The sequence below is a fragment of the Actinorectispora metalli genome, from assembly GCF_056323685.1.
This window is the reverse complement of sequence record NZ_JBREYE010000002.1, coordinates 742,073-758,628: the sequence shown is the minus strand read 5'-3', so window position 1 is coordinate 758,628 and position 16,556 is coordinate 742,073. Positions and strand designations below refer to the sequence as shown.

17 protein-coding genes are annotated in these 16,556 nt (G+C 67.8%); 10 read left to right on the top strand and 7 right to left on the bottom strand.

Translation table 11 applies throughout. The features are described 5' to 3' along the window. The first annotated feature begins 26 nt into the window (after positions 1 to 26). The 3 genes from ACU6XJ_RS23665 to ACU6XJ_RS23655 all read left to right on the top strand — a co-directional run bounded on the left by ACU6XJ_RS23665 (position 27) and on the right by ACU6XJ_RS23655 (position 2,023). On the top strand, positions 27 to 668 hold the full coding sequence (locus ACU6XJ_RS23665) for a PadR family transcriptional regulator (protein WP_476315790.1): 642 nt from the start codon (positions 27 to 29) through the stop codon (positions 666 to 668). A gap of 136 nt (positions 669 to 804) precedes the next feature. After that, positions 805 to 1,197, top strand: a complete 393-nt coding sequence (locus ACU6XJ_RS23660; RefSeq protein WP_476315788.1) for a hypothetical protein — start codon at positions 805 to 807, stop codon at positions 1,195 to 1,197. A gap of 331 nt (positions 1,198 to 1,528) precedes the next feature. After that, a complete protein-coding gene (locus ACU6XJ_RS23655) occupies positions 1,529 to 2,023 on the top strand; it encodes an EF-hand domain-containing protein (RefSeq protein ID WP_476315785.1) in 495 nt (164 codons plus the stop codon). Positions 2,024 to 2,038: 15 nt separating this feature from the next. On the opposite strand, the gene ACU6XJ_RS23650 is transcribed toward ACU6XJ_RS23655, so the two are convergent. The 5 genes from ACU6XJ_RS23650 to egtA all read right to left on the bottom strand — a co-directional run bounded on the left by ACU6XJ_RS23650 (position 2,039) and on the right by egtA (position 7,051). Beyond that, on the bottom strand, positions 2,039 to 2,515 hold the full coding sequence (locus ACU6XJ_RS23650; protein WP_476315783.1) for a nitroreductase family deazaflavin-dependent oxidoreductase: 477 nt from the start codon (positions 2,513 to 2,515) through the stop codon (positions 2,039 to 2,041). Positions 2,516 to 2,684: 169 nt separating this feature from the next. Continuing rightward, positions 2,685 to 3,653: an L-histidine N(alpha)-methyltransferase gene (gene egtD, locus ACU6XJ_RS23645; protein ID WP_476315780.1), complete on the bottom strand. Its 969-nt coding sequence runs from the start codon at positions 3,651 to 3,653 to the stop codon at positions 2,685 to 2,687. A gap of 11 nt (positions 3,654 to 3,664) precedes the next feature. Further along, complete coding sequence (gene egtC / locus ACU6XJ_RS23640) at positions 3,665 to 4,462, bottom strand: ergothioneine biosynthesis protein EgtC (RefSeq protein ID WP_476315777.1); 798 nt, start codon at positions 4,460 to 4,462, stop codon at positions 3,665 to 3,667. A gap of 1 nt (position 4,463) precedes the next feature. Then, a complete protein-coding gene (gene egtB / locus ACU6XJ_RS23635; RefSeq protein ID WP_476315775.1) occupies positions 4,464 to 5,792 on the bottom strand; it encodes an ergothioneine biosynthesis protein EgtB in 1,329 nt (442 codons plus the stop codon). Continuing rightward, positions 5,789 to 7,051: an ergothioneine biosynthesis glutamate--cysteine ligase EgtA gene (egtA, locus tag ACU6XJ_RS23630; RefSeq protein WP_476315773.1), complete on the bottom strand. Its 1,263-nt coding sequence runs from the start codon at positions 7,049 to 7,051 to the stop codon at positions 5,789 to 5,791. The genes egtB and egtA overlap by 4 nt, the downstream gene beginning before the upstream one ends. A 145-nt stretch (positions 7,052 to 7,196) precedes the next feature. Here egtA and ACU6XJ_RS23625 point away from each other — a divergent pair, with 145 nt between their 5' ends. Next, positions 7,197 to 7,790, top strand: a complete 594-nt coding sequence (locus ACU6XJ_RS23625) for a TetR/AcrR family transcriptional regulator (protein WP_476315771.1) — start codon at positions 7,197 to 7,199, stop codon at positions 7,788 to 7,790. 28 nt (positions 7,791 to 7,818) lie between these two features. After that, complete coding sequence (locus ACU6XJ_RS23620; protein ID WP_476315769.1) at positions 7,819 to 8,175, top strand: hypothetical protein; 357 nt, start codon at positions 7,819 to 7,821, stop codon at positions 8,173 to 8,175. Positions 8,176 to 8,224: 49 nt separating this feature from the next. On the opposite strand, the gene ACU6XJ_RS23615 is transcribed toward ACU6XJ_RS23620, so the two are convergent. Then, positions 8,225 to 9,724, bottom strand: a complete 1,500-nt coding sequence (locus tag ACU6XJ_RS23615; RefSeq protein ID WP_476315767.1) for a peptide MFS transporter — start codon at positions 9,722 to 9,724, stop codon at positions 8,225 to 8,227. A gap of 362 nt (positions 9,725 to 10,086) precedes the next feature. Here ACU6XJ_RS23615 and ACU6XJ_RS23610 point away from each other — a divergent pair, with 362 nt between their 5' ends. The 4 genes from ACU6XJ_RS23610 (at position 10,087) to ACU6XJ_RS23595 (ending at position 15,695) form a co-directional block, all read left to right on the top strand. Next, positions 10,087 to 11,115: a LacI family DNA-binding transcriptional regulator gene (locus tag ACU6XJ_RS23610; RefSeq protein WP_476315765.1), complete on the top strand. Its 1,029-nt coding sequence runs from the start codon at positions 10,087 to 10,089 to the stop codon at positions 11,113 to 11,115. A 219-nt stretch (positions 11,116 to 11,334) separates the two neighbouring features. Further along, entirely contained in the window at positions 11,335 to 12,702 is a 1,368-nt protein-coding gene (locus ACU6XJ_RS23605) for a hemolysin family protein (protein ID WP_476315763.1), read from the top strand. Continuing rightward, positions 12,699 to 13,739, top strand: a complete 1,041-nt coding sequence (locus tag ACU6XJ_RS23600; RefSeq protein WP_476315761.1) for a hemolysin family protein — start codon at positions 12,699 to 12,701, stop codon at positions 13,737 to 13,739. The genes ACU6XJ_RS23605 and ACU6XJ_RS23600 overlap by 4 nt, the downstream gene beginning before the upstream one ends. A 177-nt stretch (positions 13,740 to 13,916) precedes the next feature. Next, positions 13,917 to 15,695, top strand: coding sequence for a VWA domain-containing protein (locus ACU6XJ_RS23595; RefSeq protein ID WP_476315758.1), 1,779 nt, complete (start codon positions 13,917 to 13,919; stop codon positions 15,693 to 15,695). On the opposite strand, the gene ACU6XJ_RS23590 is transcribed toward ACU6XJ_RS23595, so the two are convergent. Next, complete coding sequence (locus tag ACU6XJ_RS23590; protein WP_476315755.1) at positions 15,685 to 15,975, bottom strand: MerR family transcriptional regulator; 291 nt, start codon at positions 15,973 to 15,975, stop codon at positions 15,685 to 15,687. The two genes, ACU6XJ_RS23595 and ACU6XJ_RS23590, sit on opposite strands and share 11 nt — an antisense overlap. 115 nt (positions 15,976 to 16,090) lie before the next feature. On the opposite strand from ACU6XJ_RS23590, the gene ACU6XJ_RS23585 reads away from it, so the two are divergent. After that, a complete protein-coding gene (locus ACU6XJ_RS23585; protein WP_476315753.1) occupies positions 16,091 to 16,522 on the top strand; it encodes an SgcJ/EcaC family oxidoreductase in 432 nt (143 codons plus the stop codon). Positions 16,523 to 16,556 lie beyond the last annotated feature (34 nt).

The window sequence follows — 16,556 nt, the reverse complement described above, 5'->3', positions numbered from 1 at the left end:
GTCGGTCTCGGCCCTATCGTAAGGGGGTGTCCCCGCGTCGACCGTCCACTCTCGGCCTCGTTGTGCTCGTGCTGCTGTTCGAGCAGCCTCTGCACGTGTACCGGCTGCACAAACTCGTGGTGGACCGGGGCAAAAGCAGGGTTGTGAACGTCGCCCAGCGCAACAGCGTGCAGCAGACCGTGTTTCGGCTTGAGCGCGACGGTTTGGTCGAGGTGTCCGACACCGAGCGGGTCAGCCGCTACCCCGCCCGCACGGTGTACCGGATCACCGAGGCAGGCACCCGGGCGATGTTCGAGTCGCTACACGAACTGCTGCGCACTCCCGCCGTGGAACATCCCGCGTTCCCGGCCGCGCTCGCCTCGATGGCAGTTGAAACCCCGGAGACGGTGGCTCGGCTGCTTGACGAACGCAGATCAACGCTCACCACAAACCTTGAGCAGCTTGCGACGCCGATGACGGGGCTGCCGCGGGTCCTCGCGATCGAGGACGAGTACACGGCCCACCTCATCCGCGCCGAAATCGGTTGGCTGGACGGGATTCTGGCCGACCTTCGCCACCAGCGGCTCACCTGGAACAGGGAAAGCCTCGTCGCATGGGGTCAGGCACAGGAGACCCAGGACGGCGCCCGGCCCGGCTCGGCCGAGCGGTTTGGTTCCATTCCGGACTGACTACGAACGCGAGAGCTGACCCGTCGCCCTGTTGGTGGACTCGGTCGAGTCCTGCCACGAAGCATCCAGGCGGCCATCGGGGAGTTGGGTAAGCGCGAGAGTGGCCGAGGGCGCGCACCGGCGGTGGGGGTCCGAGGTGACTTCGCCGCGAAGCTCCATGGTGGAGTCGTCCACCGACGTGACGGTCATCGTGCCCTTACAGCCCAGCGAAGGGGATGTGAACGGCGCGGGCGACTTCCCGGAGATCGTCAACGTGAACGTCCACTTGCCGACGATCGCGAGCGGCGAGTTCATCGTGCCGGTCCAGGTGCCGTCGAAGGTCGCCGCAACTGCCGCGGTGGAGGTCGCGGTGACGGGTCCCGACGTCGAAGTGCTCGGCTGCTCCCCCGCCCTGGGCCTGAAGTCGAACGCGACAAGCACCACCACCGCGGCGGCGGCGACAGCGGTGGCGACCCACGCGGCCGTCATCGCATGCCGTTTGGCGGGCGGGCTGTGGAAATGGACGCCACCGTGCACGTCGCGTGCCTGAAGAAGGTTGTCGGCGGTCGTGTCGGTCGCGGTGTTGGCATGCGATCGCGGACCGCGCTCGGTCGAATCACCCACCCGTGAATCCCCCCGGGAGTTCTGTGTCGCCACCATCAGACCGCTTCGGGCCGGGCGCGGGGAACGAACGGGACAGAACTGGTGCCGGAGAGTGACCTGAGGTTGCCGGTTCGCGAAAAGCATCCCCGTGCGAAAGCGATCACTGTGTGCGAGGAAGGTTCACCCCTGCTGTCCGCCGATCCGGGGCTGGGCGATCTCGATCAACCCGGACACGATGGACGCGCCCTATCCAGGCAGATCCACCAGGGAGCGCAACCATGCCGCAGGCGCTGGAAACACGACTGGACATCAAGTTCGAGAAGCTCGACTACGACGGGGACGGCCTCATCGAGGAGGAGGACTTCATCGCCCAGGCCGACGCCCTGATCGGCGCGTTCGATCTGCCCGAGAATTCGGACAAGGCGAACAACGCACTCGACGCGCACCTGCGCCTGTGGCGGAGCCTGGCCTTCATCGCCGATATCGACGGTGACGGCAAGGTCAGCCGCGAGGAGTTCGCCGAGGCACTGTACCGACCAGAGGAGTTGCTGCCGCACCTGCACGCCTACGCCCAGTCCATTGTGGAACTGGCCGACACCGACGGCGATGGCTGGATCCTGCGGGAGGATTACCTGAACTGCATGCAGGCCGCGCGCTTCAGCCGCGGTGCGTCCGATGAACGCTGGGGCGAACTCGATGAAGACGGCACCGGTCGCATCGCTGCAAGCACCCTTGCCCGCAACATCGTGAGCTACTACGAGCACACCTCGTAGCGCCGCCGCGGCGGGTCAGGGATTGCGGGGGCGGAGGAAGAAGACTCGGATTTCGCGTTCGCCGGACCGCTCGTCGTAGGTGTCGAAGGCGGGCCAGGTCCTGGTGACCACGGACCAGGTCTCAGCGCGGCGCTCACCGGTGAGGAGTTCGGCGCGGACCGGGACGGTGCGGCCGCGGTGCACCAGGGTGGCGTCGGGATTGGCCAGCAGGTTCGCCGACCAGGCCGGGTGGTGCTGCTGGCCCCAGTTGGACGCGACGACGAGGTAGCCGCCGTCGTGTTCGACGTAGAGCAGCGGCACCGAACGTGGCTGCCCGGTCTTGCGACCGGTGACGGTGAGCAGGCCGGTCGGCACGCCGCCAAGGCCTGCGACGGTGATCCGGCCCTTGGTGAGCCGCTGCAGCGCCGCGTCGAACGGGACGATGGCCCTGCCGACCTTGGCGAAGAGCTCCGATTTCCCCAGCTTGTTGACCGCGGAGGACAGTGGGTTCATGCGCCGTAGCTTACTCATGGGTAACCAATGAATCCGCCCCTCGACGGCGGTCAACCGGTGTAAAGGTTCCGGAATCCCCCGGTCGGAGGGACGTCGACACGATCGGCGATCGACTGCTGAGCGGCGGTGGGCGGCAACCGGCGACACGCACCGGTTGCCGCCAGGGTGATCAGCAGGCCGCGGCGAGGGTGACGGAGAACCGCTCCTCCGCGTCCAGCCAGCGGTCGCGGACCTCGAAACCGGCGGCCCCCAACTCGGCGGCGAGGCCCTCGGCGCGGAACTTCGCGGAGATCTCGGTGCGAAGCTCCTCCCCCGCCGCGAAGTGGACGTCGAGGTCGATCGCGGCCAGCCGGGCCCGCACCTCGCGGGTGGCGCGCAGGCGCATTTCGACCCACTCGTTCTCGGCGTCCCACCGCGCGACGTGCTCGAAGGCGTTCACGTCGAGGTCGCCGTCGAGTTCGCGGTTGAGGACGTGGAGCACGTTGCGATTGAATTCCGCGGTGACGCCCGCCGCGTCGTCGTAGGCGGGCACCAGCACCGCGGGGTCCTTCACCAGGTCGGCACCGATGAGCAGGTGCTCACCGGGGGTCAGCACATCGCGGATGGACTTGAAGAACATCGTCCGCTCGTCGGGCAGCAGGTTGCCGATGGTGCCACCGAGGAACGCCACCAGCCTGCCGCGGTCGGCGGGCAGTACGTCCAGGTGCTTGGTGAAGTCGGCGACGATGCCGTCGATGACCAGACCCGGGTAGTCCTCGGTGAGCGTGTCCACCGCGCCCTGCAGCGCCGAGATCGACACATCCAGCGGCACGAATCGGCGCAGCGTGCCCGCCGCACGCAGCGAGGACAGCAGCAGCCGGGTCTTCTCCGAGGAGCCGGAGCCCAGCTCGATCAGGCATTCGGCCTGTGAGGCGGTCGCGATCTCGGCCGCGCGGGTGGTCAGGATCTCCCGTTCCGCGCGGGTCGGGTAGTACTCGGGCAGCGCGGTGATCCGCTCGAACAGCTCACTGCCCCGCGCGTCGTAGAACCACTTGGGCGGCAGCCATTTCGGAGACGCGGTGAGACCGGTGGCGGCGTCGGTGCGCAGTGCGCGGACGGCGTCGTCAGGATCGAGTTGGACCTCGACGGTGCGAGTCATGATTCTCCTGGTCACATCGGGCGGCGCGGCTTGTCTGCTGCCGGGTTGGGCTCGGTCGCGATACGCGGAGCCGTCAGATCGTGAAGCTCCAGAGTGGCCGGTGAAGCGATCACCAGGTGTTGGTCGGGCACCTCCTGCCAGGCGGGGTCGTCGTCGAAGGGTTCGGAGCTGACGGTCACCGCGGCCATATCGCGGCGAATCCACAGCGAGTGCGTCCAGGTGGTGGCGGCGACCTGCTCGCCGTCGGTGAGCATCAGGTTCAACCGTGATCCCGGCGCGAGCGTGCTCACGTCGTAGACCACGCTGGCCAGCGCGTCCGCGGGGTCGACGCCGTCGGCGACCCTGGACTGCACGAGGGCGAACAGCAGCGCGGAATCGGTGATCACCGGCCAGGTCAACAGGTCCGGCGCGGACAGCTCACCGAGCAGGTCGAGTATCGACTCCGGCCAGCCCGCGATCCGGCCGTTGTGGCTGAACAGCAGGTTGCCCTCGCGAAACGGTGCGCAGGCGGGGTCGGTGATCGGCATGCCCACAGTCGCCGAGCGCACCGCGGCGAGCACCGCGCCCGCGGTGACCACGGTGGCCAGCTCGGCGAAGTTGCTGTCCGTCCACATGGGAACGGCGCGGCGGTAGAGCAGCGGTTCGGGGCGGCCCGCGTACCAGCCCACCCCGAAACCGTCCACGTTGATCGTGCCGCCCTCGCGCATGTCCCGGGGTGCGTAGGTCTGCCGCAGCAGCGAATGCGGCGGGTACAGCACCAGCTCCGCCAGGTTCACCGGCGGACCCAGGTAGCAGAGATGCCTGCACATGTCAGGTCAGCTCGCCGGGCCCGGCATCCCTGGCGCAGCGGAAGCCGCTGAAGATCTGCCGCCGGATCGGGTAGTCCCAGTTGCGGAACGTGCCCCGGCAGGCGGCGGAGTCGGTGCCGAAGGAACCACCCCGCAGCACCTTGTACTTCGGCCCGAAGAACACCTCCGAGTACTCCCGGTACGGGAAGGCCTTGAACCCCGGGTACGGCGCGAAGTCGCTGCTGGTCCACTCCCACACGTCGCCGATCAACTGGTGCACACCCGTCGGCGATGCACCCGCCGGATAGGCGCCCACCGAGGCGGGCCGCAGGTGCCGCTGGCCGAGGTTGGCGTGCTCCTCGGCCGGGTCCTCATCGCCCCACGGGTAGCGCAGTGAGCGGCCGGTGGCTGGGTCGAAGCGGGCCGCCTTCTCCCATTCGGCCTCGGTCGGCAGCCGCCTGCCTGCCCACGCGGCGTAGGCCTGCGCCTCGTGGAAGGACACGTGCACCACGGGCTCGTCGGCGGGCACCGGCTCGATGACGCCGAAGCGCCTGCGCAGCCAGCCGTCGCCGTCGCGGCGCCAGAACCGCGGCGCCCGCACGTTCTTCTCCCTGATGTGCGCCCAGCCCGCCTCGCTCCACCACCGCGGATCGTCATACCCGCCCGCGGCGATGAACTCGGCGTACCGGCCGTTGGTCACCGGCACGGTGTCGATGAAGAAGGCGTTCACCTGCACCTGGTGCGCGGGCCGCTCGTTGTCCAGCGCCCACGGCTCGGTGGTGGTGCCCATCGTGAACGGACCGGCCGGGATGCCCACCTCGGCGGGCAGCCGCCCGGCGCGGGCGGGCGGCGGGTCGGCGGCCTGGAGCAGCGGGCCGCCCTTGCGAAGCTGGTGGGTGGCCAGCATCGTCTCGTCGTGCTGCTGCTCGTGCTGCACGATCATCCCGAAGGCGAAGCCCTTGTCCAGCAGGGGCCTGCCCTCCAGCGGGACGTCGTCGAGGATGTCGAACACCTTGTCCCGCACCGACCGGACATAGTTCCTGGACTGGGCGGGGTCCAGCAACGGCAGCGCGGGTCGGTCCGCGCGGGCGTGCTTGAACGCGTCGTAAAGCTCATCGATATCGGAGCGCACGGCCTCCCGTCCGCCGACATCGCGGACCAGCCAGAGCTCCTCCTGGTTGCCGATATGCGCGAGGTCCCACACCAGCGGTGACATCAGCGGGGAATGCTGCGTCGCCAGGTCTTCGTCGTTCACATCGGTGAGTACCGCACTGCGGGCCCTGGAGCGGGTGAGGTCGGCGGCGAGCCGCTCCCGCAACCGCTCGGGGTCTTGGTCCAGATGCGCTGTCATGCTCTGCTGCCTCCCGTCGTTGCGGGCTGCAGGCCCGCGAGCCGTCGGTCGAGAACTTCAGCGATGAAGTCGAGTTCCTCGGTGGGCAGGCCGAAGCCCGCCAGCGCCGGTTCCGCCAGCCGCACCACGGCGTCCGCGGTGTCCGCCAGTACCGGATCGGCCAGTCCATCCCGGGCCGCGTGCACCCATCGGTGGGCAGACGGCCTCGTGACCTCTAGTACCGCCCGGACCATGTCGTGGTTCACGAACAGGGCCGAGATCAGCACCAGCGGCACGATCCATTCGTCCCCCCGCTGGGTGTCCACATAGCGGATTTCCAGGTAGCCGCGGGGGCGTACCGGGGGGAAGAACGTGGTCAGGTGATAGTCGAGGTCATCGGCGGTGGGCAAGGTGCTCATCGCGCCGCGGATCCAGTCGGCGAAGGTGACGCCGTGCGGTGCGTCCCAGTCGGCCCCGGGACGGCGTACGCACATGAGCGGGGTGTTTAGGACGCGCCGGGCCCAGCTTGTGCCCGGCTCACCGCCCACCGGGGCGGGTCTGGTGCGGGGCGGATCGGTGCCGAGCAGGGCACGCGTGCGGGCCGAGGCCCAGCCGCTGTCCTGCCCGCCGACCCGCGGCGAGTTGGCGAACAGGGCGATGAGCGCCGGGCCGAGTGCGTGGGCGGCGGCCCACCGGTCCCGGTACTCCCATTCCTCTCCGGAGTCCAGGCAGACCTGGAGTCCTGCGGTGTTGCACATCATCTGGCGACCATCCGGTCCGATGCGGTCGCAGCTGGATTCCATCGCGCGATAGCGCGGGACGGTGAGCAGCCGCCGTGGCCGCCGGAGCGGATCGATGCCGTGTTCGCCGAGGACCAGCCCGGAGCGGGCGAGAAGTTCGGTGAGAACCGCGATATCGGTCCTGGTGGAGGAGATGAGTTCTGCAAGGCCTCGCTGTGGCTGGGAGGAGATCTCTACCTGGCCACCGGGCTCAACGGTGATCAATGCCCCACTGGGGAGCGGCTGATGCGGTGAATCGGGTTGAAGGGTCTGTGGGCTGTAGTCGCCGAGCGCGTCGGATAACGTCGGAGCATCCAGCGGTCTGGCCAGGTCGTCGGCGTGGTGCACCGTCCACTCCAGCTCGACGCCGGTCATAGCCGGTGGGCCGTGCTTGAAGCAGACGGAGGCTACGTAGGCTTCCGCCTCCGCACAATCACGGAACGCAGCCAGGCCGGCGGCATGGTCGAGGTCGGTAGTTGAGATACATCGTTGGACTGCCATCTTTTGCCACCCCCTGTGATCGGAGATCGACGCTACACGGCAGCACTGACAATCGCACTCGATCCCGAGGCGGCGATAAGCATCACGGGTGCAATAAGTACGTACGGTTTGCAGGATCTCACCATCGGCTGACACCATCGGTGATATGCCCAGGGTCAGTCAGGACCACCTAGACGCACGTCGACGCCAGATCCTCGACGGTGCCCGGTCCTGTTTCGCCCGCCACGGATACGAAGGCGCAACGGTTCGACGGCTCGAAGAAGCCACCGGATTGTCCCGCGGTGCCATCTTCCACCATTTCCGTGACAAGGAGTCCCTTTTCCTCGCACTTGCCGAGGACGATGCCGCCCGAATGGCCGCGGTTGTCGCCGAACAGGGCTTGGTTCAGGTGATGCGCGACCTGCTGGACAGCAAGCCGGACGAGGTGGAGAACAGCCCGACGGCCTGGCTGGGGACCCGTCTGGAGGTGTCCCGCAGGCTGCGCACCGATCCCGACTTCCGCGCCCGCTGGGCCGAACGGTCCGAGCAGCTCACAGCCGCCACCCGGGCCCGTCTACAGCGCCAGCGCGACGCGGGCAAACTCCGCGACGATGTCGATGTGAACGTACTCACGGCGTATCTGGAGCTTGTGCTGGAGGGCCTGGTCTCCCACCTCGCGATGGGTCTGCCCGCGGATGATCTCGACCCGGTGCTGAACCTGGTCGAGGACTCGGTCCGCCGCCACCGCGGCGTGAAATGAACTTGCTCCTGTAGTCCAGGCTTGAATGGTGGACGTCAAGGATCTCGAGTACGGCTCGGTCGCCTGGATCTCGGACTCGCCGTCGTATCTGGTGCGCTTCTTCAATCGACCCGCTCTGCCATCGGGTATCCCGTTGGAGCAGATCGGATATGAGGTGTGGGAATTCGTCCTGTCCGACTGCGATGTGGACGGTGCCATCGCCTGGGCGCAAAGCAGGACCGAGGACTTCGAGACGTTCTCGCTCTACGTTCTGCATCGTGACCACCTCGGCGAACTGGGCGAAATCCGCATCGGCGGCTGGGACAGCACGGTCCCGTCTGGCCGCCCCGATCACACTCGCGACTACACCGCCGACGGCCCATTGACCGTCCTCGGACGGAAATGACGGTGGCGCCCAAGGCCATTGCCCTGGGCGCCACCGGAAATGCGAAATCTCAGTGCACGCCGCGCATGTACTTCGAGATGATGTTCCTGCTGAGGAAGAGCAGAACACCCAGCACGGTCGCGGCGATGAACAGGCCACCGAAGTAGGCCGCCTCGGTGGACTCGGTGTAGAAGTGCGTCACCTGCGCGCCGATGCCCTGGCCCGCGGCCGGGCCGAGGAAGAACAGACCCACGGTCTGGGACTTGAACGCCTCCGGCGCCAGCTTGGTCGTCACCGACAGGCCGATCGGGGAGATGAGCAGCTCGGCGGCGGTCATCACCACGAGCATGCTGACCAGCCACCACAGGCTCACCTTGGCGTCACCGGTCATCACGGCACCCACCATGATCAGGTACGCGAAGCCGATACCGACCATCGCCAGCGCGAACTTGACCGGGGTGGTCACCTGCCGGGTGCCCAAGCGGGTCCACATCCAGGCGAACAGCGGGGCCAACAGCATGATGGCGAACGGGTTGACCGATTGGAACCAGGCGGCGGGCACGTCGAAGCCCAGCACCATGCGGTCCATGCGGGTGTCGGCGAACAGGTTCAGCACATGCGGCTGCTGCTCGAACAGCAGGAAGAACAACGCGATCGCGATGAACAGCGGAATGTAGGCGATCATCCGGGACCGCTCTACCTCCGTGGTACGCGGGCTGCGGATCATCACCGTCAGGTACATGATCGGCAGCACCACCGACAGCGTGGTCACCAGCCAGCCGATGCCGGTCCGGTTGAACCAGCCCAGCAAGCCCATCCCCACCAGGATCGCCGCGAACGCGATACCGATGATCGTGATGCGGGTGATGGTGGCGCCGCGCTCCTCCGGCGTCAACGGGTTGGTCGCCACGTCGGTGCTACTGGGGATGCGCTTGCGTCCGAGCACGTACTGGGTCAGACCCAGCGCCATGCCGACCGCGGCGGCGCCGAAGGCCCAGTGGAAGCCGTAGGACGGGTCGGTGGACAGCCACCCGGTGATCAGCTGGCCCGCGAAAGCGCCGATGTTCACCGACAGGTAGAAGATCGTGAAGCCCGCGTCCCGGCGGGTGTCCTCCTTGCTGTACAGGCCGCCCACCACGCTGTTGATCGTGGGCTTGAGCAGACCGGTACCGATGACCAGGAAGAAGATACCCAGGTAGAGCGAACTCTCCGCGAAGGGCGTGGCCAGCGAGATGTGGCCCAGCATGATCAGAATGCCGCCCCAGAGGGTGCATTTCTGCGGACCCGTGAAGCGGTCGGAGATCCATCCGCCCAGAACGCCGGTCATGTAAATGGCGGAACCGTAGATGCCGACGAAGGTCAACGCATCGTTCTCATCCCAGCCGAGACCGCCCTTGGACGTCTCGTAATACAGATAGAAGGCGAGGATCGCCCTCATGCCGTAATAGGAGAAGCGTTCCCACATCTCGGTGAAGAACAGAGTGGACAGCGCACGCGGCTGTCCGAAGAAGCTGCGATCGTCCGAAGTTGTCGGTGGCGGCGTGCCGGAATCGCTTGCTACAACGCCCACTGTGGAGTCCCTCCCATGAAACCCGCCCCGCGGCGCTGCGGGGTGGACTCGCCGCATGAAAGCGGTTGCTGGCGACGAGTTGGCTACCGGTACCACACGGTCGGTAGCTGCCGCTACTAGCGCGGCTGCGATCGGCCCCGGTAGTTACGCCGAATGGCGCATCAAGGCGTGGCAGCTCGTAGCAGGGCTAAGGGAACTTATTCATACCTCTATCTCTCTGCCTCCGAATTGTGATCACTGCCACGGATGCTGAGTTGAACAGGTTAACGCTTTCCACAACGGAACGAGAACGGTCGGGCCAAACGAGCGCTTTTTGTGGCCTCTGTCCCATTACGCTCCGCAAGCACGCAGGGAGGTGAGAGGTGGGGCGCAGGCAAACAACGCTTGTGGAAGTCGCGAAACATGCGGGGGTATCCCTGGCTACCGCATCTCGGGTACTGAATGGCAGTACCCGGCAGGTCAGTGGGGCACTTCGTGATCGCGTCATGGCAAGCGCGGGCGAACTGGGTTATCTGCCCAACGCGTCGGCACAGGCGCTGGCACGCAACAGCAGCGCGCTGCTCGGGCTGCTGGTCAACGACATCACGGACCCCTACGCGGCAGGCGTGGCCGACGGTGTCACCCGCAAGGCGGAAGAGGCCGGACTGCTCGTTGTGCTGGGCACTACGCACCGCGACGCCGACCGCGAGTTGGCACTACTGGCAAACCTGCGGGCGCACCGAGCCCGCGCGGTCATCCTGGTCGGCAGCAGGCTTGCCGACAGCCAGGCGACGGAACGGTTGGCCACCCAGATCGAGGCGTATGCCGACCAGGGCGGAAGGGTCGCCTGCGTGTCGCAGGCCGCACTTCCCGCCGACTCGGTGGTGCCGGACAACCGCACGGGAGCGCGGGAGTTGGCCACCGAACTGGTCGCGCTCGGCCACCGCCGGTTCGGTGTGCTGGCCGGTCCGCCGGACCTGCTCACCGCGCGGGAGCGCCTGGAGGGCTTCCGCGCCGGACTGGCCGAGGCCGGGCTGGTGCTGCGAGCCGAGGACATCGTGCACAGCGACCTGTCCAGGGACGATGGCCATCGTGGGGCCACCGAACTGGGTGTCGCCGGTTCGGGCATCACCTGCCTGTTCGCGGTCAGCGACCTGATGGCGGCCGGTGCCATGGCGGCGCTGCGGGCCGACGGCATCCGAGTGCCCGAGGAGGTGTCGGTGGCCGGTTTCGACGACATCCCGGCCCTCCAGGACATCTGCCCCAGGCTGACGACCGTGCGGTTGCCGCTGATCGAGATGGGCGAAAGGGCCGCGCAACTGGTGCTGGAAGGCCAGGCCCCGGAGTCGCCGCGGATCGTGCCGATTTCGCCCGAGGTGGTGCTGCGGGATTCCACCGCGGCATTGAAGTAAACGTCATCATTTCCGCGACGCGTCGTGCTTCTGGGTACTCACCGCATGGGTGAGTGCTCAGGAGTACGTACACTGGTTCTACTCAGCACCGACAGAACTTTTCGCGAGGAGTGAGCTCCACGTGCGCGAGGCGCGCTCGCCTGGTTGCAGTAGCAAGCCGGGTGACAATCCCCCACCCGGCGACCCCCTTCATACGCGGGCACCAAGGCGGTGCTTGCGATGAGCGACCCCTGGCCAAGTCTCCTCGGACTGCTCGGCGTCGTCATCCTGACCCTCGGGACCGCGATCTTCGTGGCGGCCGAGTTCTCGTTGACCGCTCTGGAACGCAGCCAGGTCGACGCCCACGTCACCCAACGGGGTGATAAGCGGGCGAAGACCGTGCGGCGTGCGCATCGGACCCTGTCGTTCCAGCTCTCCGGTGCCCAGCTGGGCATCACGATCACCACGATCGTGACCGGGTACCTCGCCGAGCCGGTGATCGAGGGGCTGATCGGGCCGTCGCTGGCCGCCCTGGGCGTGCCGACGGCCGCGGTGCAGCCCATCACCTACACCCTGGCGATCACCTTCGCCACCGCCTTGTCGATGATCTTCGGCGAGCTGGTGCCGAAGAACCTCGCGATCGCCAAACCGCTGCCCACCGCCCGCGCGGTGGCTGGGTTTCAGGTCGGCTTCTCCGCCGCGTTCCGGTGGATGATCAACCTGCTCAACGGCTGGGCGAACATCATCGTGCGTGGGCTCGGGGTGGAGCCCGCCGAGGAACTGCGGTCGGCGCGGTCGCCCCAGGAGCTGGGCTCGCTGGTCCGCAGCAGCGCCGCCCAGGGCACGCTGGACCCCTCGACGGCCGCGCTGCTGGACCGCTCGCTGCGTTTCGGTGAACGCACCGCCGACGAGCTGATGACCGCCCGTCTCCAGGTCGAGGCGCTGCGTCACGACGCGTCGGTGCACGATCTGATCGAGTTGGCCCGGCGGACCGGCTTCTCCCGCTTCCCCGTCCACGGTACGGATCTGGACGACGTGCGCGGCATCGTGCACGTCAAACAGGCCTTCGGCGTGCCTGCCGCGGAGCGCGCGAACACCCCGGTGTCCGCGCTGGCCAGGCCCGCGCCGACGGTGCCGGAGTCGCTGGAGGGCGATGCCCTGCTCGACCGGCTGCGCGCCTCGGGTCTGCAAACCGCGATCGTGGTCGACGAGTACGGCGGCACCGCGGGCCTGGTCACACTGGAAGACCTGTTCGAGGAGATCATCGGCGACGTTCGGGACGAACACGACCGCTTCGAGGCGGCGCCGGTCCGACCGCTCGGCCGCGCCAGCTGGATGGTGTCCGGTCTGCTCCGCGAGGACGAGTTGTCCGAGGCCACCGGCTTCCGGATGCCCGACGGGGACTACGAAACGGTGGCCGGTTTCATGCTGACCAGGCTGGAACACATCCCTCAGGTCGGCGAGGAGATCAGGGTCGACGGGTGGCGGCTGACCGTGATGCGGATGGACCGCAACCGGATCGCCGAGTTGCGGGTGGCACGGGTGCCGGAGTTAGCCCTGCCCGTCGTGCGCCCAGCCTCCAACGGTGTTCGGGTTGATGTGTCATGACCGACATCCTGCTGTTGATCGTGACCGCTTTCCTGCTGCTGGCCAACGCGTTCTTCGTCGGCGCCGAGTTCGCGTTGATCTCCGCCCGGCGCGACCGGCTGGAGGCCCTGCTGCACGCGGGCGACGCACGGGCCGCGATCGTGATCAGAGCCGGTGAGCAGGTGTCGCTGATGTTGGCGGGCGCCCAACTGGGCATCACGCTGTGCGCCTTGGGTCTCGGTGCGCTGAGCGAGCCGGTGATCGCCCACCTGCTCGAGTCGGCGCTGGCTCCGCTGGGCATCCCCGCCGCGCTGCTGCACCCGATCGCGTTCACCATCGCGCTGCTTTTTGTGGTGGTGCTGCATATCGTGTTGGGCGAGATGGTGCCGAAGAACATCGCCATCGCCGGTCCCGAGCGGACCGCGCTGTGGCTGGTACCGCCGCACGTGGCGTTCGTGAAGCTGGTGCGGCCCTTCATCGGCTTCTTCAACGTCGTCGCCAACGGCACGCTGCGTCTGTTGCGCGTGGAGCCCAAGGACGAACTCGACACCGCCTACACGCCGTCCGAACTGGCGGAGATGATCAGCGAGTCCCGCCGGGAAGGTCTGCTGGACGACGCCGAGCACCGGAGGCTGACCAAGACGCTGTCCTCCACCGCTCGCACCGTGGCGGACGTGCTGGTTCCCCCGGAGCGGCTGACCACCGTCCCCGCGAGCCCCACGGTCGGCGATGTGGAGGCCGCGGTCTCCGCGACCGGCTTCTCCCGCTTCCCGCTGCGGGCAGAGGACGGCCGGATCACCGGATATCTCCACGTCAAGGACGTGTTGGACTTCGTCGACCACGAGCCGACCACCCTGGTGCCCAAGTCCAAGATCCGCGGCCTACCCGAACTTCCCGTGGACGCCCGCTTGGACGAGGCCGTCACCGCCCTTCGCCGAGCCCAGAGCCATCTGGCCAAGGCAGTGGGCCCCGACGGCTCCGTCCGCGGCGTGGTGGCCTTGGAGGACCTGGTGGAGGAGTACGTGGGCACGGTTCGCGACGCTACCCACGTCCGCTGATCCCACCCATCGGCGCGCTGGCACGCAGCAAGATCTTCAGCCCAACACCCAAGGTCGTCCCGCGCGGGCACAACGGCCTGATTACGACATCTGGCGCGTATTGACGAAGACACGAGCGCTGTTAGCGTTCTCTGGCATCTTGTGACAAATCGCCGGGGGGCGAGGGGACGGACGCCAATGGGGCTGGGCGCCTTCTTCGCCGCGTTCCGCAGGCGGATCGTCGGCTGGCCGCTGCTGGCCATCGCGCTGATCGTGCTGGTCGTCGGCGGTTTTCTCGGCTGGAACAGCTTGTCGGACTACGTGCAGCGGCAGGCGAACGCACAGGCGGAGGGCTGCGTCAAGGGGCGCGTCGCGATGCGGGTGGTCGCCGAACCGAGCATCGCCGACGCGATCCGCAGGGCGGCGGTCGCCTGGAACGGCACCAACCAGGTCGTCAAGGACTACTGCGTACGGGCCGAGGTGACCGCGCTGGACTCGGCGACGGTGCTGTCCGGGCTGACGAAGGGTTGGGAGACCAACATCCTGGGCCCGATCCCGTCGGCGTGGATCACCGAATCCTCGGTGTGGGCGCACCGGCTGTCGGCGGAGAACAACGCGATCATCGGCTCGCAGCCGGAGTCGGTGGCCTACAGCCCGGTGGTGTTGGCGCTTCCTGCCGATGGCGCGGCGGCGGTCACGGTCTCCAGCGGTTTCCGCTGGCCCGACCTTCCTGATCTGACCTCCTCCGCCAACGGCTGGGCCAAGTTCAACCAGCCGGGCTGGGGTGCGTTCAAGGTCGCCTACCCCGACCCGGCGGCCAACCCGGCCACCGCGGTGACCATCGAGTCGGTGCTGGCGGCCGCGGGCGCGCAGACCGCTCAACCGCTGTCCGCGGACATGCTCACGAGGGAGCCGGTCGCCGACTTGCTCACCAGACTGGCCGACAACGCGCCACGGGAAGTCCCCGGCACCACCCGTGCGGCACTGGAGCAGTTGTCCACGGTCACATCGATGGCCACCGCGGGGACCGACGCGGTGCCGGTGTTCGAGGTGGACCTCTACCGCCGCAACCTCGGTCGCGACGGAGTCGCTGCACCGCAGGTCCCGCTGGTCGGCATCCCCGCCCAGGGCACTCACCCCATCGCGGACTTCCCGTACCTCGCGCTGGCCACCGAGGCAGGCGAGGAACACAGCGAGGCACTGGTGGTCGCCGCCCAGGGCTTCCGCGACTTCCTCGAGGAACCCGAGCAGCAGGCCACCCTGTCCAAGGTCTCCGGGGTCAGGACGCGGACGGGCAAAGACCACCCCGACCCCTCCCCCGGCATCCGCTGGGCCGACATCCCCCAACGCCTGGCGCCCGGCGACGCCATGCTCACCGCGCAACTGGCCACGGCGTGGTCCAACGCCGCCGCGGGCGGTCAGGCCGTGACCCTGCTGGTGGAAAGCTCCCGCGCCATGGCGGCATCGAGCGGCAGCAGGTCCACAATGGACTGGGCAAGAGCCGCGCTGCGCGCCCAGCTCGACAGTCGCGGCGAGCTGCGACTGTGGTCGTTCGCGTCCCCGGAGAACGGCAAGCCCTACCGCACACTGTCCGAGCCGCTGGCGATTCAGCAGAACCGCGCCGCGCTGACCACCGCGATCAACCGACTACAGGCCGCAGGCGGGGCACATCTGTACAGCAGCGTGCTGGCCGCCTACACCGCGGCCGCGGAGAGCTACCAGCCCAACCGCCGCAACCGCGTGATCGTGCTGACCACCGGCCGCAACGAAGACGGCACCAGCTTCGAAGGCCTGATCAGCAAGCTCACCCAACTCCGCTCCGGCGAGAAGAAACTGCCGATCACCGTCATCGGCATCGGCGAGGTCGCCAACCAAGCCGACCTCGAACGCCTCGCCAGAACCACCGAGGGCGAGTTCATTCCCGCCCCCGACGGCCCAGCCATCAGCACAGCCCTGACCAAAGCCCTCACCGGCTGAGTTGCGGGTCATCCCCTATGCGTTCGACGCCGGAGGATGGCCAATGGTGGATCGCCGTTTCCCGCGCGTGGTGGACCCGGTGCGTCAAGCCTGCGACATGGTCGTCGACGATGTGAGCCGCACCGCGGCTGTCGGACTCGAGGACCTCGGCGATCCGGTCCAGCGGCATGACGCTCGCGGGCTGCAACAGGCCGGAGCCTGCGTAGAAACGCAGCGCACTGGCCGTCAGTCCGCTGGAGCGGGCGAAAACGCCGATCGTGAGCAGCTCAGACGTGGACACCCGCCCATCATCGGGCTTCAGGCAACTTGAAGGTCAACCCGCCGTTTAAGCTCCCCCGCAGACACCTGCTCGTCGGCGTTGACCTCAAGGGAGCTTGAGGTTGCAGGCTGGGCGTATGAGTTCAACACAACCACCCACCATCGGGGTGACCGCAGCAGCGGAGAACGTCGAAGCGATCCGGGGGATCGTCGCGGAGGCGCAGACGGCGTTCAACACCAACGACGCCGAACTGCTGGTGAAACGGTTTGCCGCCAACGGCTCGGCGGTCAACGCGATGGGCGTTCAGGTCGACGGTCGGGACGCCCTGCTCGCGGCCGCCCGCAAGGGTTTCGCCGGGTTTCTCCGTGATGAACACGCCCGTTATGACGTCACGGACATCGTCTTCCTGCGGTCCGACATCGCGCTGGCACGCAAGGCCGCCCGAGCCACCACACCGGACGGGGAGTTGATCGACGCGGACCCGGCGATGGTCGCCCTCTACGTACTGGTAAAAGAGGATGGCCAATGGTGGATCGCGACCCGACAGAACACCTTGGTGTCCTCCTGAGCGCCCGTTCGGCGACCTGAACCCGCCGGAGGGG

Excerpts from the sequence above, each read along its gene's own strand:
- ACU6XJ_RS23655 (WP_476315785.1), top strand. The coding sequence starts at position 1,529 with ATGCCGCAGGCGCTGGAAACACGACTGGACATCAAGTTCGAGAAGCTC.
- ACU6XJ_RS23650 (WP_476315783.1), bottom strand. The coding sequence starts at position 2,515 with ATGAACCCACTGTCCTCCGCGGTCAACAAGCTGGGGAAATCGGAGCTC.
- egtD (WP_476315780.1), bottom strand. The coding sequence starts at position 3,653 with ATGACTCGCACCGTCGAGGTCCAACTCGATCCTGACGACGCCGTCCGC.
- egtC (WP_476315777.1), bottom strand. The coding sequence starts at position 4,462 with ATGTGCAGGCATCTCTGCTACCTGGGTCCGCCGGTGAACCTGGCGGAG.
- egtB (WP_476315775.1), bottom strand. The coding sequence starts at position 5,792 with ATGACAGCGCATCTGGACCAAGACCCCGAGCGGTTGCGGGAGCGGCTC.
- egtA (WP_476315773.1), bottom strand. The coding sequence starts at position 7,051 with ATGGCAGTCCAACGATGTATCTCAACTACCGACCTCGACCATGCCGCC.
- ACU6XJ_RS23625 (WP_476315771.1), top strand. The coding sequence starts at position 7,197 with ATGCCCAGGGTCAGTCAGGACCACCTAGACGCACGTCGACGCCAGATC.
- ACU6XJ_RS23605 (WP_476315763.1), top strand. The coding sequence starts at position 11,335 with ATGAGCGACCCCTGGCCAAGTCTCCTCGGACTGCTCGGCGTCGTCATC.
- ACU6XJ_RS23600 (WP_476315761.1), top strand. The coding sequence starts at position 12,699 with ATGACCGACATCCTGCTGTTGATCGTGACCGCTTTCCTGCTGCTGGCC.
- ACU6XJ_RS23595 (WP_476315758.1), top strand. The coding sequence starts at position 13,917 with ATGGGGCTGGGCGCCTTCTTCGCCGCGTTCCGCAGGCGGATCGTCGGC.
- ACU6XJ_RS23585 (WP_476315753.1), top strand. The coding sequence starts at position 16,091 with ATGAGTTCAACACAACCACCCACCATCGGGGTGACCGCAGCAGCGGAG.